Annotated in this window: 23 protein-coding genes, 1 pseudogene and 1 riboswitch; of the genes and pseudogenes, 23 read left to right on the top strand and 1 reads right to left on the bottom strand. The window is 34.2% G+C overall.

Features of this window, described 5'->3' with window-relative positions; translation table 11 throughout:
- The first annotated feature begins 4 nt into the window (after nt 1-4).
- The 23 genes and pseudogenes from C7D53_RS01245 to C7D53_RS01130 all read left to right on the top strand — a co-directional run bounded on the left by C7D53_RS01245 (nt 5) and on the right by C7D53_RS01130 (nt 17769).
- Complete coding sequence (locus tag C7D53_RS01245; RefSeq protein ID WP_106915538.1) at nt 5-412, top strand: NUDIX hydrolase; 408 nt, start codon at nt 5-7, stop codon at nt 410-412.
- A 175-nt stretch (nt 413-587) separates the two neighbouring features.
- Nucleotides 588-1148, top strand: a complete 561-nt coding sequence (locus tag C7D53_RS01240) for an SHOCT domain-containing protein (RefSeq protein ID WP_106914596.1) — start codon at nt 588-590, stop codon at nt 1146-1148.
- A gap of 56 nt (nt 1149-1204) precedes the next feature.
- Complete coding sequence (locus C7D53_RS01235; protein WP_228422141.1) at nt 1205-2629, top strand: hypothetical protein; 1425 nt, start codon at nt 1205-1207, stop codon at nt 2627-2629.
- A gap of 22 nt (nt 2630-2651) precedes the next feature.
- The gene (locus C7D53_RS01230; RefSeq protein WP_106914595.1) at nt 2652-3077 is read left to right on the top strand and encodes a DUF1801 domain-containing protein; all 426 of its coding nucleotides are present in this window, start codon (nt 2652-2654) and stop codon (nt 3075-3077) included.
- 49 nt (nt 3078-3126) lie between these two features.
- Nucleotides 3127-3405 (top strand): hypothetical protein, encoded by a 279-nt coding sequence (locus tag C7D53_RS01225; RefSeq protein WP_106914594.1) that lies wholly within the window; start codon nt 3127-3129, stop codon nt 3403-3405.
- Between the two features lie 16 nt (nt 3406-3421).
- The gene (locus C7D53_RS01220; protein ID WP_106914593.1) at nt 3422-4087 is read left to right on the top strand and encodes a hypothetical protein; all 666 of its coding nucleotides are present in this window, start codon (nt 3422-3424) and stop codon (nt 4085-4087) included.
- Between the two features lie 106 nt (nt 4088-4193).
- Nucleotides 4194-5141 (top strand): DUF6985 domain-containing protein, encoded by a 948-nt coding sequence (locus C7D53_RS21120; RefSeq protein ID WP_228422139.1) that lies wholly within the window; start codon nt 4194-4196, stop codon nt 5139-5141.
- A 136-nt stretch (nt 5142-5277) separates the two neighbouring features.
- Complete coding sequence (locus C7D53_RS01205; protein ID WP_228422137.1) at nt 5278-5871, top strand: phosphodiester glycosidase family protein; 594 nt, start codon at nt 5278-5280, stop codon at nt 5869-5871.
- A 77-nt stretch (nt 5872-5948) separates the two neighbouring features.
- Nucleotides 5949-6488, top strand: coding sequence for a dihydrofolate reductase family protein (locus tag C7D53_RS01200; RefSeq protein WP_106914591.1), 540 nt, complete (start codon nt 5949-5951; stop codon nt 6486-6488).
- Nucleotides 6489-6551: 63 nt separating this feature from the next.
- Nucleotides 6552-6926 carry a VOC family protein gene (locus tag C7D53_RS01195; RefSeq protein WP_106914590.1) on the top strand — a complete coding sequence of 125 codons (375 nt, stop codon included), beginning with the start codon at nt 6552-6554 and terminating at the stop codon, nt 6924-6926.
- The gene (locus tag C7D53_RS01190) at nt 6926-7429 is read left to right on the top strand and encodes a hypothetical protein (RefSeq protein WP_106914589.1); all 504 of its coding nucleotides are present in this window, start codon (nt 6926-6928) and stop codon (nt 7427-7429) included. Before C7D53_RS01195 ends, C7D53_RS01190 begins: the two co-directional genes overlap by 1 nt.
- Before the next feature lie 128 nt (nt 7430-7557).
- The gene (locus tag C7D53_RS01185) at nt 7558-8313 is read left to right on the top strand and encodes a hypothetical protein (protein WP_106914588.1); all 756 of its coding nucleotides are present in this window, start codon (nt 7558-7560) and stop codon (nt 8311-8313) included.
- A 105-nt stretch (nt 8314-8418) separates the two neighbouring features.
- Nucleotides 8419-10026, top strand: a complete 1608-nt coding sequence (locus C7D53_RS01180; protein ID WP_106914587.1) for a serine hydrolase — start codon at nt 8419-8421, stop codon at nt 10024-10026.
- A 149-nt stretch (nt 10027-10175) separates the two neighbouring features.
- The gene (locus C7D53_RS01175) at nt 10176-10628 is read left to right on the top strand and encodes a nuclear transport factor 2 family protein (protein ID WP_106914586.1); all 453 of its coding nucleotides are present in this window, start codon (nt 10176-10178) and stop codon (nt 10626-10628) included.
- Nucleotides 10629-10639: 11 nt separating this feature from the next.
- Nucleotides 10640-11023: a 5-carboxymethyl-2-hydroxymuconate Delta-isomerase gene (locus tag C7D53_RS01170; RefSeq protein WP_106914585.1), complete on the top strand. Its 384-nt coding sequence runs from the start codon at nt 10640-10642 to the stop codon at nt 11021-11023.
- Nucleotides 11024-11053: 30 nt separating this feature from the next.
- Entirely contained in the window at nt 11054-11557 is a 504-nt protein-coding gene (locus tag C7D53_RS01165; protein WP_106914584.1) for a DinB family protein, read from the top strand.
- 282 nt (nt 11558-11839) lie between these two features.
- Entirely contained in the window at nt 11840-12625 is a 786-nt protein-coding gene (gene blaCHM / locus C7D53_RS01160) for a CHM family subclass B1 metallo-beta-lactamase (protein ID WP_106914583.1), read from the top strand.
- Between the two features lie 50 nt (nt 12626-12675).
- Nucleotides 12676-13025, top strand: a pseudogene (locus C7D53_RS01155) (DUF2200 domain-containing protein).
- A gap of 59 nt (nt 13026-13084) precedes the next feature.
- Nucleotides 13085-14041: a DUF2157 domain-containing protein gene (locus C7D53_RS01150; protein WP_106914582.1), complete on the top strand. Its 957-nt coding sequence runs from the start codon at nt 13085-13087 to the stop codon at nt 14039-14041.
- A complete protein-coding gene (locus C7D53_RS01145) occupies nt 14031-15098 on the top strand; it encodes a DUF4401 domain-containing protein (RefSeq protein WP_106914581.1) in 1068 nt (355 codons plus the stop codon). The genes C7D53_RS01150 and C7D53_RS01145 overlap by 11 nt, the downstream gene beginning before the upstream one ends.
- The gene (locus C7D53_RS01140; protein WP_106914580.1) at nt 15085-15573 is read left to right on the top strand and encodes a GDYXXLXY domain-containing protein; all 489 of its coding nucleotides are present in this window, start codon (nt 15085-15087) and stop codon (nt 15571-15573) included. Before C7D53_RS01145 ends, C7D53_RS01140 begins: the two co-directional genes overlap by 14 nt.
- Nucleotides 15574-15778: 205 nt before the next feature.
- Nucleotides 15779-15904: riboswitch (FMN riboswitch) on the top strand.
- A gap of 92 nt (nt 15905-15996) precedes the next feature.
- The gene (ribB, locus tag C7D53_RS01135) at nt 15997-16644 is read left to right on the top strand and encodes a 3,4-dihydroxy-2-butanone-4-phosphate synthase (RefSeq protein WP_106914579.1); all 648 of its coding nucleotides are present in this window, start codon (nt 15997-15999) and stop codon (nt 16642-16644) included.
- A 126-nt stretch (nt 16645-16770) separates the two neighbouring features.
- Nucleotides 16771-17769, top strand: a complete 999-nt coding sequence (locus tag C7D53_RS01130; RefSeq protein ID WP_106914578.1) for a T9SS type A sorting domain-containing protein — start codon at nt 16771-16773, stop codon at nt 17767-17769.
- 63 nt (nt 17770-17832) lie between these two features.
- On the opposite strand, the gene C7D53_RS01125 is transcribed toward C7D53_RS01130, so the two are convergent.
- Complete coding sequence (locus C7D53_RS01125; RefSeq protein WP_106914577.1) at nt 17833-19917, bottom strand: TonB-dependent receptor domain-containing protein; 2085 nt, start codon at nt 19915-19917, stop codon at nt 17833-17835.
- Nucleotides 19918-19930 lie beyond the last annotated feature (13 nt).

Genomic DNA, 19930 nt, shown 5'->3' with positions numbered 1-19930 from the left:
AAAAATGCAAAACAAAACAATCATTGATAAACTCGCCTGGATAGAATTGAAAGACAAATCCATTCTCTCCACAAAAAGTTTTGGAAAAGAAAAATATTACATCCCCGGAGGCAAAAGAGAAGCGGGAGAAACGGATGAACAAGCCCTGGTTCGTGAAATATGGGAAGAATTAAATGTCACAATTGACAGCAAAACATTACATTATATTGGAACTTTTGAAGCCCAAGCCCACGGACATGCGGATGGTATCATCGTAAAAATGACCTGCTATTCCGGAGAATATTCTGGGGAATTAAATGCCAGCTCTGAAATTGAAGAAATGAAATGGCTTACCTATTCAGACAAGGATAAAATATCTGAGGTTGACAAAATAATTTTTGACAGTTTACATCAGAATAATTTATTGGATTAATATTTTTCATTACCGTATTAAGCATAAAAACAAAAGCCGTTCTGAAAACAGAGCGGCTTTTGTTCTTCAAAGATAATTAGTATAGAATTTCCCTCCTGATAAGGATTCCCGTAAGGTTTGCCTTGCCACTTGTTTTACTTTTGGATTTCAATTTTTGACCATTAAAAATAAAACAATGAAACAAGTACTATTAATTTTTTCCCTTTTAATCTCTGGAATCTTTTATTCTCAAATCGCTCCAAAATTTGAAAATGACACCCTCACCACTTCAACAGGCTTTAAAGTATATGAAGGTCTCGATCTAAAAATAGGAACCGGTTCTATGAATGACGGTGACTTTAAATTTATCCGAACCAATGCTTCTTCAATGTTTAATTATTCTTCAACAACGGGATATCAGGGGCTTGCCAATCAGGCCAACTCTTTTAAAAGAAGTAATTCAGGATTGACTTTTAAGGTTAGAAAAATAATGACAAGAGGAAACAAAAAAAATGGTTTTGTCTATTATGCTAAAATTGGAAACGGAATAATGAACTATGAAATTGATCTTGAAAATGCAATTAAATCAGGTGAGTTGATTGTTCCCGATGAGTTTTTGCCTAAAGAAAAATCCCAACTTCTTCATTCAGAAACAAAATATGATAAACTGAAAAAAATAAAGGATCTTAAAGATTCCGGAGTTTTATCTGAAGATGAATACCAAAAGGAAAAAGATAAGATAATGACTGAAAAATAACTCATACATCACCGTTCTGTTTTGCAGAGCGGTTTTTTATTATTCAAAAAACAATCATGGTAGAATATCTCGATAATTATTTACATTTGGATACTCATTATACAAACACCATGAAACAGAAATTTTTTGCATTATTTTTTTTACTGTCCTTTTTCGCTTTTGGGCAGAAAATTAATTTCAATATTAAATATTCTGAGCAATTGGCTGTTTTTGTTTTTATACAAAACCTTTCGGATAATTATCCTGAAAATATTTTTAAAACAGAATTTAGTCAATCAAAATATAATACTCAAAAATATAAGGATCTCATTGTCAACTTTGATAAACTGCCTATTGATTACAGTTATTCGTTTACAGAATATCCTTATGGTTCAAAAATACCGATGCAGTCGAGGGACATTTTGAAAAAAAACCTTGTTGAGACCAAAAATTTAAATGATTTTAAACTTCGCACCATCGGAATTCTTCCTAATGCAACCCTACATAGTCTGGCTGAAATTATCTCAATATTCATGCCTGTCTACAATGAGCTCATTTATATTCCGAATAAAGAAAAATTTGAAGCTCAACTGAAAGCCATGAGTGCATATTCTGTTGATAAAAATATGGAATCTTATTTTCAGACAGGTTTACTTTTTTATAATTCAAGTTGGGATCCTGCTATCCCTTTTGAAATTGCACTTTATCCCTTGCCTAATTCAACAGGCTTTACAGCGCAGGCCTTTTACAACAATTTTATAAGTGCTGTTCAAACAAATTTGAGAGATTACAAAGACCTGTTCAGTGTTATGCTGCATGAAACTTATCATATTCTTTATGATGAACAGTCTCTGGAGATGAAAAATGAAATTGCTCAAAACTTTAAAAAAAATCCATCAAAATACAGCAATTACGCCTACCAATTATTAAATGAGGCATTGGCAACTGCTTTAGGAAACGGATATGTCTACGAGAGCCTAAATGGAAAGACAGAAACCGATGAGTGGTACAACAGCAAATACATAGATCTGATGGCAAAAAAAATATATCCACTGGTAAAAGAATATATTGCTCTGAAGAAACCTATGGATAAGAATTTTATTGATACCTACATCAGGCTTTATGAGGAAAGTTTTCCTGAGTGGATCAGTGAGCTTGATCATATCATGACTTACAGATATATATTGTCTGAGAATAAAACCGATTTTAATACGATACGCCAAATATATCCAGCCCGTTCAAGCGAGGAAACTGAGACCGAAATTTCTATGCTTAGTATTGAAAAAATGAAAAAAACATCTTTAACAAAGATTATTATTGTATCAAAAAATAATAATGAAAAACTTAAGTTAATTAAAAGCCAGTTCAAGGAATTAAAGCAATGGAAATATACACCTGACAAAGAGTTTCAGTACAAAATTCTTTTGGATGATAACAGCCAGCTTTTGATCATTAATCAACAAAAATCAAGTCTTCAAACTCTTTTTGCAAATTTCAAATAGAAGACTTTAAAACTAACAAAACATGCGCACCGAGGAACAAATCAAAGACTATATTGACAGCCAGCCTGAACCCAAACGTGAAGATATGCAAAAGCTGCATCACTTTATTCTGGACCTCATGCCGGCATGTAAGCTATGGTTTCTGGATGGTAAAAACAGTGAAAACAAAACAGTTTCCAACCCGAATATAGGCTATGGAGTTTATACCATTCAATATGCTGACGGAACAAACAAGGAGTTTTATCAAATTGGAATGAGTGCCAACACAACAGGAATTTCTGTCTATATTATGGGGATGAATGATAAGACCTACCTGTCTGAAAATTTTGGAGAAAAAATAGGCAAGGCAAGTGTGACCGGATATTGCATCAAATTCAAAGCTTTGAAAGACATCAACATTGAGGTACTTGGAGCTGCAATACGATATGGAGCTGAACAAAAACCTTAATTTTAAAAACTAATTTCCTAACAAAAGACGGAAAACACCATCCATTACAATGACAAAAAAACTTACTTTATTTTTTATTTTAGGACTATTAACGGTTCTTGGCGGATTGATTTTTGCCGTCGTTGCATTCAACAGCGTTTCTGCGGTAGATGGACTGGCAGGAATTTATGCATTATTCGGGCTGATTCCTGTGATAATAATCATTATATTGGACAGAATTTGTGTCTGGAAATTTGGATCTCAAAAAGTGAATAAAGTAGAGTTCTACATTGCCGGAATATTTATTTTACTTTTTATTCTTAACTGGATAAGACTACAACTTCAATAAAAAAACTAAATACCTTATGAACGTAAAAAAATTACTTAAAGCCGTAGGAATCACCTTGGGAATCATTGTATTATTTCTCATCGCCAGCAACTTTATATGGCTTAACGAAAGAGAAAATCTCCTTTACAAAATTCAGCAATATGCAACTTACAGCAAAGAAGACTGGAAAAACTACGAAACCAATGAAAAATTACTGGCTGAAAATCCTGTGAGTAGCAACCAAACGGATGTAGCAGCACCTGTGCTAGATTTTCATCCTTATGATGTTAATATGCTAACGCCAAGTGCCAAGGAAGAGGAATTGAAAAAGATTCAAAATGCACACTTTGAAAACCTAGTTCCTGCCAAAAACAAACCGTCTGATGATGAAGCCCAGGCTGCTTTAATACGACTAACAAAAGGTCAATTAACGGATGTGATCATCAATCAAAAATTGGATATAAAAATCGGAAAATGTTATGAAAATCCAAATACAGAGGGAAACTTCAACTGTGTAAGCTGTATGATCTTATTGTATAACAGGGATAAAAAAGATTGGCAGGAAGCTCCCGACGGAGATAACTTCTTGTCTAATTCTTATGATTTTTATCAGCCTTCTGAAGGAGATATCTGGGAAGCAAAAGATTTATCAATCATGATTCCTTATGATTATGATTTGATTAAAAAATATGAAAAAAAGTAGACTGGTTGTATTCAATCATTTTTATCTCATAATAATATAGTGAATAATGAAATGCAATAATGGGATATGATAAAAAGAAAGATAATCTATTGTTATAAAAAACACCATGCCAAACGCAGAAAAAACTATTGAAGAAATCAATGTATTTCTAGAAAAATCAATGTTGAAAACTTCCAAAACGACTAAAGAAGAAGTTATTAATTTTATTGAAGAAAAATGGAAAGAGGCTGATGATGAAAAATATAATAATTACACAGCCTATATTATAATTAACAGAATGATCCAGGAATATATCTGGAAAAAGGATTTCAACAATATGATGAGATGGCTTGAAATTTCGGATCTCCATAAAGCATCTCAGAACAATGCCCTTTATATCCGGAATTATTATGCAGGTCAATGCTGTCTGGAATGTGGCAATGAAGAAAAGGCTCTTGAGTATTTTAATTTGTGTTATGCAGAAAATCCTGATTATATTTTTTCCCGTGCTCCTTTCTGCTATGAATTTTTTAATAAACATCTTGAAAATCCCCGAGACTTATCTCAAACTGAAATTTGTGAATATGAATCCATTGACTACCCTCCACTCCAATTAGAATATTGGCAATCTTTTTTCGATGAAGAGGACGAAGAACTGAGCTACGAAATATTGGATGAAGATGATGACTATGCAGAAGAACCAACTCCAGAGCAGCAAAATGGCCTTGATTATCTACAGGAAAACCAGAAAATAATCTTGGAAAATATCCTGAATGAACTTTTGAAAAAATATAAAGAACTGCAAAAAATATATGATTATTCCGAAGAAGATAAGGTAGATTTTATGCCAGATTTAAAAGATAGTATAGGCTTTGCTCCTCTTTTATCTCCGAACTGTTTCTATATCACCTCTATGATTAAGGATAATTACCCCTACATTGGCATTAGCTTTTCCTGTTCTTGGGATAATGAACATGGTTTAGGAATAATGACCCATAAAGACAGGATAATTGAGATTGGAGGCGCAGATACTGCCTTTAGTAGTTGGGCCGCCGAAGAGGATCTATCTATTTAGAAAATTATTTATGCAACTAAAATATCACCATCTCCTCTCCCTCCTACTCCTACTTTTCATATGTTGTCAAGAAAAAATACAGGATGAAAATAAGTTTATCATTTATCAGGTTAATCCCCAAAAACAGAGCTTAAAGTTGTATTGGAAAAATGATAAAAATGAGATTCTGAAAAGTATCGATCACTTAAAGAATCAAGTAGAATCCAAAAACGAAAGGCTTGTATTTGCCATGAACGGCGGAATGTTTGAGCTGGATAATTCTCCGAAAGGCCTTTACATTGAGAATTCTAAAATATTGAAATCTATAGACACTCTGCAAGGTTCCGGAAACTTTTATCTTCAGCCTAATGGGATATTTTATGTAAACCAAAACAATCAGCCGGGAATTTCTGAAACAAAAAAATATATTCAAAATACAAGCATCAAGTACGCAACTCAATCCGGGCCAATGTTACTACTGAACGGAAAAATAAATCCAATTTTCCAAAAGGATTCTAAAAATCTGAATATCAGAAATGGAGTCGGAATTCTGGAAAATGGGGAAATTATTTTTGCCATGTCTAAAAAAGAGGTCAATTTCTATAGCCTCGCAGAGCTGTTCAAAGAAATGGGATGCAAAAATGCGCTGTATTTGGATGGATATGTTTCAAGAGCTTATCTTCCTGAGAAAAAATGGATTCAGAAAGATGGAAATTTCGGGGTCATCATAGGAGTTACAGAACCAAAATAAAGGTTGATGATCATTAAAAATTAAAATATCCTTATCTTTAAAACTCTCATTTAATACTCAATTATTTAGTACTTACCATGAAAAAAATAATAGTAGACCTAGCCACAACATTAGACGGATTTATTGAAGGTCCCAACGGAGAAATCGATTGGTGCATTATGGATGATGACATGGATTTTGATGGCTTTATTTCAGGTATTGATACTATTTTCTATGGAAGAGTGAGCTATGATGCATGGGGAAATTACCATCCCGACGAAAATGCTGACCCAAAAGAACATGACTTCTGGAAAACCATTCATGCAAAAAATAAATTTGTGTTTTCAAGCCAGAACCGCGAAGATGAAAATGCCACTTTTATCAATTCTGATCTTATAGAAAAAGTTTCAGAGATAAAAAAGAAAGGAGGAAAAGACATCTGGCTGTATGGAGGAGCAAGCCTTATCAAAAACTTTATTCAAAATAACTTGGTTGATATTTACAGAATATCTGTTCACCCAGTAGCTTTAGGAAAAGGGAAACCTCTTTTTGAAGATCTAAAGGAAAGATTAAATTTAAAGCTTGTTGAAACGAATGTTTTCAAATCCGGTGTTGTACAGCTTATTTACCATCCATAAAATACAAAGCTTAGATTATCTTATTTATTCCACAACTGAATATTTATCAATACACCTTAGGAAATGAATGTAAAACTGAACTCCATTATCCTGTACGTACAAAATATTGAACTGCTCAAAAACTTTTATGTTGAAAATTTCAATCTAAAAGTGATTGAGGAAGATCACATTTGGGTCCTTATGAGTGCCGGTGATATCAATATTGGACTTCATAAAATCGGAAATGAATATTTGGAAAAAATAGAAGCCGGATATCGGTTTGATAGCAATACCAAGCTCGTTTTTGAAATTAATGTGAATATTGAAGCTGCAAGAAATGAATTATTGTCAAGAAATATCCAGATGAGAGAAATCAAGACATTTGAAAATTATGATTTTTGGTTGTGTGACGGCACCGATCCAGAAGGCAATGTATTTCAATTAAAATATAGAAAATAATGCCTGTAACTATTGAAATAAAGAACAGTACGAACTGGCTACTCACTGTTGCCATGAGTATTGGATTAATACTATCTTCTTGCGTCATCGTTATTATTCTTCTTATTGGGCTTCTTCAGAATATTGATATTTCTGCTATTTTAAGCATCCTATCAATGGCTGGAGTTGCAATTGGATTTTTTATACTATTCCTGTACATCTGGCTATGGAATACCCTTGGGAGAACAGTATTTCATGTTGAAGCAGATGCTATTACGATAAGCTATAAAAATAAATTATTTGCAAAGCCAAAGACATTCTTGAAAAATGAGATTAAGGATATTCAGGCAATAGATTATAGCATAGAACATTATAAATATGGAGTCCGTTATCATTTTTCATGGACAGGAACTACCTATTCTGTTGTTTTGATAACTCAAGATTATGAAAAAAGATTAATCAACTGGATTACGGAAGACAAGGCCAATGAAATAGTAGACAAAGTAAAAAAAGCATGGCGCTAAATTTTTAAACATCTTTTACAGTTCTATTTTATTTAATTTTAATTATTGCCATATCTACTTATAGTTCAGATCAATCCAATAAAAATTTTCATAATTCTTCTTTACAATTAAAAAACTACCCTTAATAGATGCATAATCCAGTCAGAAGAAACAGAAATATAGGAACTGAAAAGCAAGGTTATGGACAAAATAACAAGTTAAAAATATCTTCACCTTATGGAAGTTTAAAATCATTTCACGAACAGCTTACCATTTATCGAACAGAAATCTGGACAATAAATAATCATGAATTTGTATTTATTGTTGAAGAAACACGCAAGCATTCTATCCACTCTTGCTCCATCAGTGACATAAAAAAAATAATAGAACAAATTCCTACAGAAGACTATGGAGAATTACGGTTCATTATTTTAAGACAGCCAAAACGAAAGGAGGAAATACTATCTCCTGTTTGGGGAAGATTAATTTACAGTTATGAATTCGAAGATGAATACTACCCTGCTATAATTTTAGATGCAATTGACCTGGAAAAGAAATTATTATGGCCAAAAAAGCAAACTATTGAAGATCAAAAAGAATTCGAAAGACTGAAAACAGATGGCCATATCTTTACTGAAACAAAAAGAAACTTTATAGCTGAATTTAAACCTGACCTAGTAAGAAACACCCAGCTTTACAGAACTTTACCTCACGAATTTGGGCATTATGTTCATTATTTAGAAGTAGTAGAACGTCCTGAAAATGATGATGAGAACGATGAAGAGAAAGAAAGAAGGTTGGATTTTTATTTTAATATTCCTAAGAGTGAAAAGGAAAAATTTGCACATACCTATGCAGAAAAACTTAAAAGCAAATTAATCTCTGAAAATAGGATACCTTTTTGAAGTCATCCAAGTAAAAGAAAAAATTAACTTAGAAAACAAATTGACTTTTTTTGAAAACAATCTGTAATACTATTTCATTTACAATTGTCTTACTTAAAAAAATACATGAAATCTATTTTAACCTGCCTTATTTTACTAGTGGCCGTTAATCCTTTTTTATCTCAGAAAACCAAGCAATTAGAACAATTATTAGCTAATTATGATAAAGCCGGACAATTCAGCGGGTCCGTGCTCGTTGCTGAAAAAGGAAAAATTATTTTCGAAAAAAGCTATGGGTATAGAAATGGGCCTAAAAAAGAAAAAAATACCAATAATAGTCTTTATAGAATCTACTCTACTACAAAAATGTTTACAGCAACAGTTATTCTCAAGCTGGAAGAACAGGGAAAACTGTCTATAAATGATAAACTATCCAAATATTATCCGGGCTTTCCAAAAGGAGACAGTATTACTGTTGCCAACTTACTTTCTCATACCGCGGGAATTCCCAGTGACGAAAATACTGACAACACGGTAGATGAAGCAACATTCATAAAGTATATTTCTGCAAAACCGTTGGATTTTTCGCCAGGTACAAAATGGAGTTATTCTAATTCCGGATATTATATCCTTGGATATATCATCAAAAAGGTAACAGGTTTAGATTATGATAAAGCTATAGAAAACTACATCCTTAAACCTTTACAGATGAACAATAGCGGCTTTAATTTTAATGCTTTAAACCATGAAAACAAGGCTTTAGGATATGAGTTTTTATCTGAGAATACTTCCAACGAAGCGCTTCGTTTTAAAACCGATCATCCTTTTGCTGCAGGAGCTATGTATTCTACTGTTGAAGATCTTTTCAAATTCAATGAGAGCCTGAAAAATTATAAGATTCTGAAAAAAGAAACTATTGAAAAAATGTTTACCCCTTATCTTAATGATCATTATGGACTGGGGACTGACAGCTCCACCGTATTTGGTAAAAAGAAAGCGGGACATGATGGTGGCGGGCCTGGCTACCGAAGCAGATATTATAGGGTTTTGGAAGATGACATTTGCGTTATTGTAATTTCTAATTCTGAATTATCCCATACAGATGCCATTATCCCAAAGATAGAAAGCATATTATACAACAAGCCTTACACTACAGTAGCAGCTAAGATAAATCCGCAGGACTTAAAAAAACTGGAGGGAATATATACTGCTGAAGATACCTACTTCAATGTAACAGTGGTAGACGGGCTGGTTATCTTTAAGGAAAAAAATTATCCAAGATGTTCATTATTCCCTATTACCAATACTTCATTTCAATTGTATGACAAGATTTTTTTTACATTTAAGCCCGATGAAACAGGGAAAATAAATTCACTTACTGTTCAATTTCGAGACGGCAGTGTAAAAACAGGGAAGAGAGAAATGAAAAGTATCCGTTGGGGAATTATCGGAAACGCAACCCCTGCCGGTTGGGGTGAAAATGATATTCCATTGCAGAATGATCCCAAAAATCCGGACATTTATTTTCTTAAAAACTATCAGCTAAATAAAGGCGGGTTAAAATTCAGACAAAATAATGATTGGGGTTACAACCTTGGTTTAAATAACGATGGTAAAAGCATTGCCCTTGATGCCTATGATTTCCCCATAGAAGAAAATGGGATTTATGATATTGTCCTTGACATGTCTAATAAAATGAAACCTACTTACAGCATTAAGAAATCTGTGAAGTAAAACCTGATATTCAAACAATACAAAAAACATCCCTTGAAAAATTGTTGTTTTTTGTATTGTCTTTTTTATTAATTTCGATGGTATTCTAATCGGCTATCTCACCCATAGTCAAATCGTTGGAAGCACAGATCACCATTAATAAATTGTATATGAAATATTTTTTCATTTATATTCTTTTCTTTTCAATAAACCAGCTTGTTTCAGGCCAAACCCAACAGGATTCATTGGCTATAAAACAGGCGGCACTGGATTATATTGAATCACAGCATACCCCCAACACATCCAGAATGGAACGTGCTTTACACCCCAGAATGGTAAAAAGAACTTTCTGGAAAGACAAAGCCACAGGTAAAGATTATCTGCGTGAAACCAATGCTGAATCCATGATTTTACTTGCAGAAAGCTATAACAAAAACAAGGATAAATTTCCTGCTTCCCCAAGAAAAGAAGTCAAATTTCTTGATGTTTCTCAAAAAACAGCTTCGGTCAAATTAATTGCAGATGAATGGATTGATTATATGCATCTTGCCAAACTAAACGATACATGGAAGATTGTCAATGTTCTTTGGCAATACAATGATCCCCAGCGACAAACTAATTAAAATTAACCGCTATGCCTCATTTTATCATAGATTGTTCACAGGATATTCTCCTGCAAAAGACGCCTGAAGAAATCATGGATGCTGTATATAAAGTTGCAGATTCTACGGGTTTGTTTGCCATCAATGATATTAAAGTGCGGCTCCAACCCTATCAATATTACCAATTGGGTGACCAAAAGAAAAACTTCCTGCATGTTTTCGGATATATTATGGAGGGCCGTAGTACAGAACAAAAGGCCAGTCTATCCAGGCAGATTAGCATCCGGCTTACAGAATTATTGCAGGATATTTCCTTTCTATCTGTAAACATCAGTGAATTTGAAGCTGCCACCTACAGCAATAAGGCCCTCATTAATCCTGAAAATAGAGATCAGGATAGGCATTTTGGGCTTTAATTTTCTTTAAAACCAACACAAAACAATACAATGAGCTTAAAAACATTAATCAACAAAACCGTTCAGTACAATAATTGGGTGGTCAATAAATACATTGACTGGTTATCCACAAAATCTGATGAACAGCTTAATCAGGAAACCATCTCCAGCTTTCCTACCATTTTAAAAACCCTACATCATATTTGGCAGACCCAAGAATATTGGTGGAGTCATATTTCTGAAAACAACGACTTTGATTTTGCCAAAACAACTGCTGAAACCAGCAAAGAAGAAGTTTTTAGAAATATCAAAAGTAATTCGCAAAAGCTAATGGATTATGTGGAAAGCCTTTCTGAGGAAGATCTTACAAAAAATGTAAAGATAGAATCTCAATGGTTTCAGTGTGATTTTTCAAAATATGAATACATCCAACATGTTATTCTTCATGGGACCTATCACAGGGGGCAAATTGTAACCATGGGGAGAAATGTAGGAATAACGGATGCACCCATGACAGATTACAACTTCTGGAATATTTATAAGGATCAGAAATAAAATAAGTATTCTATTTTTTTAGGTTATTTATAATGTTCAATATTATGTGGATAACTTTTCCACACTCATCATTTCCTTACGAATAAAATGTGGATAACTTTTTTTAAACCACAAGAATTAAAAATAAATAAACTGATAATTAATACATTAAATTAAAACAAACAACCCATATAGTTTATCCACATTTATTTTTAAATTGTGGATAAATTATGTGAATAACTTTTTCATCATGATGATTACTTGTTGAAATTTAGTAATTTTCTCTACAGAAAACCAATCATCATGATATCTATAAAAAATCACAAGCCAGCACTATTCACCATTAAGCATATATTTATCATTTTATTTTCGTTCATTATTTTCAGTTGCAGCTCTCAGCATTCTGATAAATTTAAGGCTAAGGAAATTTACAAATCTGACAATTTAATTATTACTCAAATTTCTGAAAACTCGTTTGTCCATACCTCTTTTAAACAGACCAATGACTTCGGAAATGTCCCCTGCAATGGTCTCATCGTCACAAGCAAGCAGGAAGCAATCGTTTTTGACACTCCAACAAATGACAAAGATTCAGAAGAACTGATCCAATGGATCACCGGAACGCTCCATTCTAAGATCAACGCTGTTATTCCAACTCATTTTCATGACGACAGCATGGGCGGGTTGCAGGTATTTCATAATCATAATATCCCCTCGTATTCCTACTCTAAAACCATTGAACTTGGGAAGAAGAATAATTTTGTTGTTTCTAAAAACAGCTTTAATGATTTCATAACTTTAAAAGTAGGCAATGAAGAAGTGGTCGCCAAGTTTTTCGGAGAAGGACATACAAGAGACAATACTGTCGGTTATTTTCCAAGCGAAAATATTTTGTTCGGAGGATGCCTGTTAAAAGAATTAGAAGCCAGCAAAGGATATTTAGGAGACGCCAACGTTTCAACATGGTCCAACACTGTTGAAAAAGTAAAAAAGGAGTATCCGAATGTAAAAATTGTAATTCCGGGGCATGGGGAATATGGAGATAAAAAATTGCTTGACTATACCATTAAGCTATTTAAAGTTCAATAAAAAAAACAGCTCCTGATTGAGCTAAAAAACTAATCTAAAAATACGGAGCCATGCAAAACACTAAAATCTTTACCACAGCTTTTGCCAGTGTTTATCCACATTATATTCAAAAGGCAGAAAAAAAGGACGCACCCAATCAGAGGTTCACGAAATTATCTGCTGGCTTACCGGCTATGATGAACAGGGCCTGCAACAACAACTGGAACATAGAAATGATTTTAAAACTTTTTTCAACGAGGCTCCTCACATGAATCCCAATGTATCATTAATAAAGGGTGTGATTTGTGGATACAGAGTAGAAGACATTCAGGATGAACTAATGAGAAACATCCGCTATCTTGATAAATTGATAGATGAACTGGCCAAAGGAAAAAAAATGGAAAAGATATTGAGGGAATGATTTTAGCTATCCTCAATATTGTCTAAAAATTTTAAAATAGACTATTAAAAAAAACTTAAATGAAGAACGTACAAAGAGAAGACATTCAAATCCTTAACCGGCACAGCAATCTGACCGAAAAAGACATCTCCGAAATTCTTACCAACAATGTTTATAGCAGTAAAGATGCCTGGCAGAAATTTCTTCGGTTTTTTCTTATCAGTCTTGGAATTGGCTTTACAGTATCCGGCATTATTTTCTTCTTTGCCTACAACTGGGCAGAGCTGCCAAAATTTGCAAAATTAGGATTAACAGAAGCCCTTGTAATTGCTACTACCGGACTGGTTTTATTACCCAAAATCAACATTACCATCCGGAATATTATTCTCACCGGAGCCTCGGCCCTTGTGGGAGTTTTATTTGCCGTATTTGGACAAATCTATCAAACCGGAGCCGATGCCTATGATTTCTTCCTGGCTTGGACAATTTTTATAACACTATGGGTGCTCATCTCGGATTTTGCTCCTTTGTGGCTTCTTTATGTAGCCTTAGTTAATACCACTCTGGTTTTATATTCACAACAAGTGGTAAAAGACTGGGATACCATGGTCCTCAATCTCTTACTTTTTGCGCTGAATACCGTTATATTGATAGGCTCCCTTCTTTTTTCTCACTATAAAAAAACAGTCAGTGTTCCCAATTGGTTTACTAATATTCTGTCTCTGGCCATTGTAAGCATATCTACTTTCGGGATCTCTATAGGAATTATGGATAGAGATGAAACATCATTATATCTTTTATGCTTACTGAGTGCCTGCGTATATGCCTTGGGAATCTGGTATGGTTTTAAAACAAAAAACAGCTTTTATTTTGCCATCATTCCACTTAGTATTGTCATTATTATTTGCTCTTTACTTTTCCGGACAGGAGATAATGAAATTGTATTTCTATTGGTATGCCTTTTTGTTATTGTGAGCATTACTTTCATTATTAAAAATCTGATGGACCTTCAAAAAAAATGGAAAAATGAGAAATAAAGAAAATATAAAAAATTTACTGGACGATCTTCGTGCCGCAAGCAGTAAAGAAATTCATTTTGATGAAGAAGCCATTATTGCAGCCTATCAGGAAAAAAGCACCAACCACCAGTCATTATCCATCAAAATACTCTCTATTTTCGGAGGGGTAATGGCGTGTCTTGCGTTTTTAGGTTTTATTTTTATAGCACAAATCTTCGATTCTAAAATAGGACTCATTATACTGGGAGGCATCTGTATTGCAGGGTCTGGCTTTATCAGCAGGTTATCCGACAAAACCATCATGGATACTCTGAGTGTTACCTTTTTTATTACAGGATTTACCCTTCTGGGTTTTGGTATTTCCAAGGATGAAAATATCGTCTATATTGTGTTTATCCTCTTGTCATTATGTACCCTATTTTTCGTACAAACCTATATTCTTTCCTTTATTTCAGTTTTGATTATCAACGGATGTATTATAGCATTTGCTGCAGACAACAATATGTACAGCCTACCTTATATCATTATGGCACTGCAGGTTATCGCCATCACTTTTCTTTTTCTACAGGAAGCAAAGATCATAACAAGGAACAGGACTTTCTCTAAGCTGTATGATCCGGTTAGAACAGGAATGGTATTTTCATTCTTATCTACACTTGCATTTTTGAGTATGGAACCCCTTGTTGCTGTACCTGTTTTTTACAATTATATCACCTCTATCGTGATCGTTTTAGCCATCCTTTATGTGGTAACCCTTTTATTCAAAACTCTGCATATTACCAATACAACACACAAGGGCATTGTTTATGTTCTTACTGTTTTACTTCTATTACCCACCTTGTTAACACCTACTATATCAGGAGCCATGCTTATTATTCTGTTAAGCTTTTTTGTTAATTACAGAACCGGATTTGCTGTAGCCATTATTGCCTTAGTTTACTTTATTGGAAAGTTTTACTATGACCTTCACTTTACATTGCTAACCAAATCAATACTCTTATTCGTGTCCGGAGTTATTTTTCTGGCAATTTATTTCTTCACCCACAAAAAACTGACAACAGATGACAAAGTATAAATGGATAATCATACTCTTAAACCTGGTTTTGTTACTGGTATATTTCAACTATTCGGTAGCAGAAAAAGAGACATTATTAAAGGAAGGGCAACCCATTTTATTAAAACTAGCCCCCGTTGATCCCCGCTCATTAATGCAGGGTGACTATATGAGTCTGAGATATGATATTTCAAGAAATATAGACGCAGAAAAGATTCCCAAACGAGGCTATTGTGTTGTAACACTAGATACAAAGGGCATTGCCCGGGCAGTAAGGTTTCAAAAAGATCCAATACCTCTGAAAGCAGGAGAACATTTGATTAAATATTCTTCTCCTAATCAGTGGAACATTAATATTGGTGCCGAATCTTTCTTTTTTCAGGAAGGGCATGCCAAAAAATATGAAAAAGCAGCCTATGGCGGCATAAAAACTGATAAAGACGGAAATAGTTTATTAATAGGACTTTATAATGAACAATTACAACAAATTAAGTAGAACAGAACCGTTTTTTCTTTAAAATTCAAAACCTATGCAACTGAATGATTAAAAGTCACCTGCATAGTTTTTTTTGTATCCATTGATAAAAAAAATCAAAGAATTGTACTCATTTCAAAAAACTTCCCGAAATTAGCGGCCTGTGCATTAAATTTATTCAATGAAATAAAAATTTAAATTAAAACATACAGCAAAACTTAGTATAAGTTTTCTTCGGGGCAGGGTGAAATTCCCTACCGGCGGTTACAGTCCGCGACTCCTTTCTTTTGAGAGGACTGATTTGGTGAAATTCCAAAACCGACAGTTAAAGTCTGGATGGGAGAAGAAAATGAAACGAACAGTAAGATTCCTTACGGATTCTTGTTGTGACGTATTTCATTTCCATGTACCGAAGACTATTTTAACTTTTAAAAGTAAAATAACATGGAAAAATTATTAGAACAATTCGGAGCAACCTCCAAAGAACGTGTAGAAAAGGCACTTTCAACATTACAACAGGGAAAAGGTATTCTTTTAGTAGATGATGAAAACCGTGAAAACGAAGGTGACATCATCTTTCCCGCATCCACTATTACAGAACAGGACATGGCACTTTTGATCCGCGAATGCAGCGGCATCGTTTGTTTATGCATTTCTGAGGAAAAAAGTAAACACCTCAACCTGCGTCCAATGGTGGAAAACAACAATTCAAAAAATCAAACTGCATTTACCATTACAATCGAAGCCAGAGAAGGAGTAGAATCCGGTGTTTCAGCTAAAGATCGTGTAACAACCATCAGAACGGCAATAGCAGCCAATGCTCAGGCAGAACATATTGCAAGCCCTGGGCATGTTTTTCCTTTGATCGCCAAAAAAGGAGGAGTCTTTGAAAGACGTGGTCATACCGAAGGGAGTGTAGATCTTGTGAAAATGGCAGACCTTGGTGATGATGCCGTACTTTGTGAGCTTACCAATGAGGATGGTTCCATGGCAAGACTTCCGGAAATTGTAGATTTTGCAATCAAAAAAGGGATGAGCGTCGTTACCATTGAAGATATTCATGCTTACCGCAAAATGATCATGAGCAACTAAACTTATATATTTAATGCACAGAACAACCGTCCGAAGTTATCGGGCGGTTTTTTTAGATATTTCATTGAAAGTAAATTATATTAAAATACAATAACTGTTTTTAACTATATTTAACAAAAAATTGACATGAAAAAATCTATACTCTTTTTACTGGGAACTTCAGCTGTTCTTTCCGCACAGATTACCCTTACAAAAGCTTCTCACGATCCTGTTATCAGTGATGTCGTTAACAACAATTTGATAACCGGAACGGTAGATAACTCTGCCACAGGACCTAATGTTACATTTTCTAATGGTAGCCTTGTCATGGGAAGTGCTTCACAAACCAATTACTTAGCTCCAATATCTTCTGAAATTACTACATTTCCTGGATCAAACCTTAAAATGATAGATGGGGCAACAACAATCTTTTATAAAGCATCGGCTACAAAACTTGAAATTACCGGAATTGTAAATCCTCAAGCTACTTTGAATTTCACACTGGATAATGGAACCTATATTACCTATCCCACAGCTTACAACACTCCACAAAATGACACTGCTAAAGGAACATTTTCTTCATCTGTAGCCAACGGGTTATTCAATGGTACACTAAATACCGTCGCTGATGCCTACGGAACATTGATGGTAGGCGGACATACTTATAGCAATGTTCTCAGAGTAAAATTTACACAGAACTTTAACCTATACTCACCTATCGATCTAACCTATTCTAACCCCATAGGAACCGTAACCAATACTGCTTATTCTTATTATGACGCCACCCACAGATATCCACTGCTAAGTTCTACCAATGGAAATATCACCGTTACATTATTAGGAATCAATCAGTCTACGTCAAGCGCACAAGCTTTGAGTGAGACGTTTCTGGCAGTAAGCAATGTGATTAAAAAAGAAAACTTAATTGTATACCCTAATCCTGCACAGGATTTTATCGGGTTTAAGGGAAATACCGACAATTATTCTACAGCAAAAATCTATAGCCTCGATGGTCAACTTATCAAGACATCAGACATAAAATCCGGAAATATTTCGGTTTCTGATCTTCCTCCGGCTTCCTACTTCATTGAAGTAAGCGGGAAAAGTTCTGAAGCAAAGAAAAACACGAAATTCATCAAGAAATAACAATAAAAAATCCTCGTTCAAAAGTAAAGAACGGGGATTTTTTCTATTAAGGAATATATTGATTTAAAAAGTAGCAGCCGGCGCTGTTTCATTATTCAGTTTTCTCTGAATTTCAGTTTTCTTTCCTTTGGAAAAATCATAGCTTATTCCTAATACAAACATTGATTTATTATTCATGATTTGGGTATGAACTTTATAATCAACCAAGCTTTCCGGTAGACTTTTCGTTTTATATTCAGATGGCATTCCCATCCAGTACATTCCGGTAGAAAGCGTCCAGTTTTTGTGCTTGTAGCTCACAAAAATATTATTCTGATTCTCATTGGTATTAAGAAAAGCTCCGTTAAGATTATACGTTGGAATATTGAACTGATACTGAAGTGAAAAAGCTTTATATTCCGAAGACAGCACAAAATAGTTCCCCAGATAATCATTCTTGATTAAAGCTCCCTTGCTTGTTCTCACGGTTTCAGAAGTAGGTACCAATACGGCTTTTATAACAAGCAGGCTGTTTCCAAAGGGTTTATAAGAACCTGTAAGCTGTACTCCATATCTTTGTCCGCTTTTCCCGTTTTCATAAGTCAATGCATAACCTCCCAATTCATTATCTTGAATATAATATTGATTGATTACCCGATCTGTATAGCGATAAAATAAAGCAGCATTGAAATCAAAATATTTATTATTAAAAGAATACGTCAGATTATTGGAAAAGACCTGCTGCGACTTCAGAAAAGGATTACCTCTTTGCACAATATTAGGAGCCAATTGTACCACATTACTACTCAACGCATTACTTACCGGGCTTACCGGACTATAGCTTCCCGTAAAGCGAATGCTCTGATTATTTTTCACCTGATACCCTAAAACAACTTTGGGAGTAAAGCTCCACTCATCGAAAACATTTTCAGCACTCTTATTATGGATATTGGTAAGACCCGCTCCTACTCGGTAACTGAATTGATTTATTTTTCCTGAAAACTCCGTATAAAAATATTGCTCCAAATAAGTAACGCTATATTGAGAATAGCCTGCAAGATTATTCAGGTCATTGGAAATAGAAGATCTAGAAATACGATATCCTGATGACAATTTTCCACTTTTAAAATCATGAACATGAGCAAGCTCTCCTACTATACTTGTTTGTTTTGCTTTCAGCATCATATCATTATCATATACAGAAATCCCGGAACCTACGATCCATTCTTTAGCTGTTTCTGAAGTATTGGTCGTGTAATGCGACCCCACCAGATTAATACTCAGTTCATCTTTTTCACCGATCTTTTTAGAATAATACAAATCTAATTTAGGGATCACATAATCTGATCCATTATTTTTAAACATCGCATGTGATTCACTAAAATTATCTTCCGAGAAAATACTTTGCCCAACTCCTTTTGAAAATCTACTGAAAATATCCATGTTTAATTTTGCCTGAAAAGCATAATTATCCGGAACAAGCCTCGTATAACGTAATGCTATATTCTGAAAAGTATAACCAAAATGATCTTTCCTGTTCTCATCAGAACGGTAATGATTACCATTCAGTTGATAATCGTAGATGCTGTTTACACGTCTGTCATTGTAATCTCTAATATTTAGGGAATATTCTAGTCCGAAATTATTTTTCCCTTTGGTATAATTGGCATAAGCAGAACCATTAACAAACCCTGTATCTAAAGCAGAAAATACATCAGCACCAAAAACATATCCTGTCTCTGTAGATCTTGTCAGAATATTGATCACTGTATCTGCCCTCGTAGACCATCTTGCCGGCGGAATATCATAATATTCCACTTTTACCACTTCAGCAGGCGCCACACTGCGAACCTGTAAGTCTGTTGCCTCTACTCCATTGATTAAAAATAAGGTAGTTCCTCCCTTGGTACTGGTTATTGTATTCGAAACAGGATCCAGCTGTAGCTCGGGAAGTGTGCGGAGTAAATCTTTTGCATAGCGTGCTCTTTCCAAAGCTTCTTTATCAAAGGTATAAACAGCTTTATCAGCAAACTGTTTTTTTCTTTGTGATTTTAAAACAACCTCCTGAATTTCCTTTGTAGCCACAGCATCTGTAGAGTCATTTTTCTTTTCCTGTGCAAATATGAATGTTCCACAAAGAAGGCATAGGGTATATATCGTTTTTTTCATATCAGAAATGGAA

This window comes from Chryseobacterium aurantiacum (genome assembly GCF_003020585.1).
GTDB lineage: Bacteria > Bacteroidota > Bacteroidia > Flavobacteriales > Weeksellaceae > Chryseobacterium > Chryseobacterium aurantiacum.
Note: the sequence above shows the minus strand (reverse complement) of the source record. Positions and strands in the feature narration are given on the sequence as shown.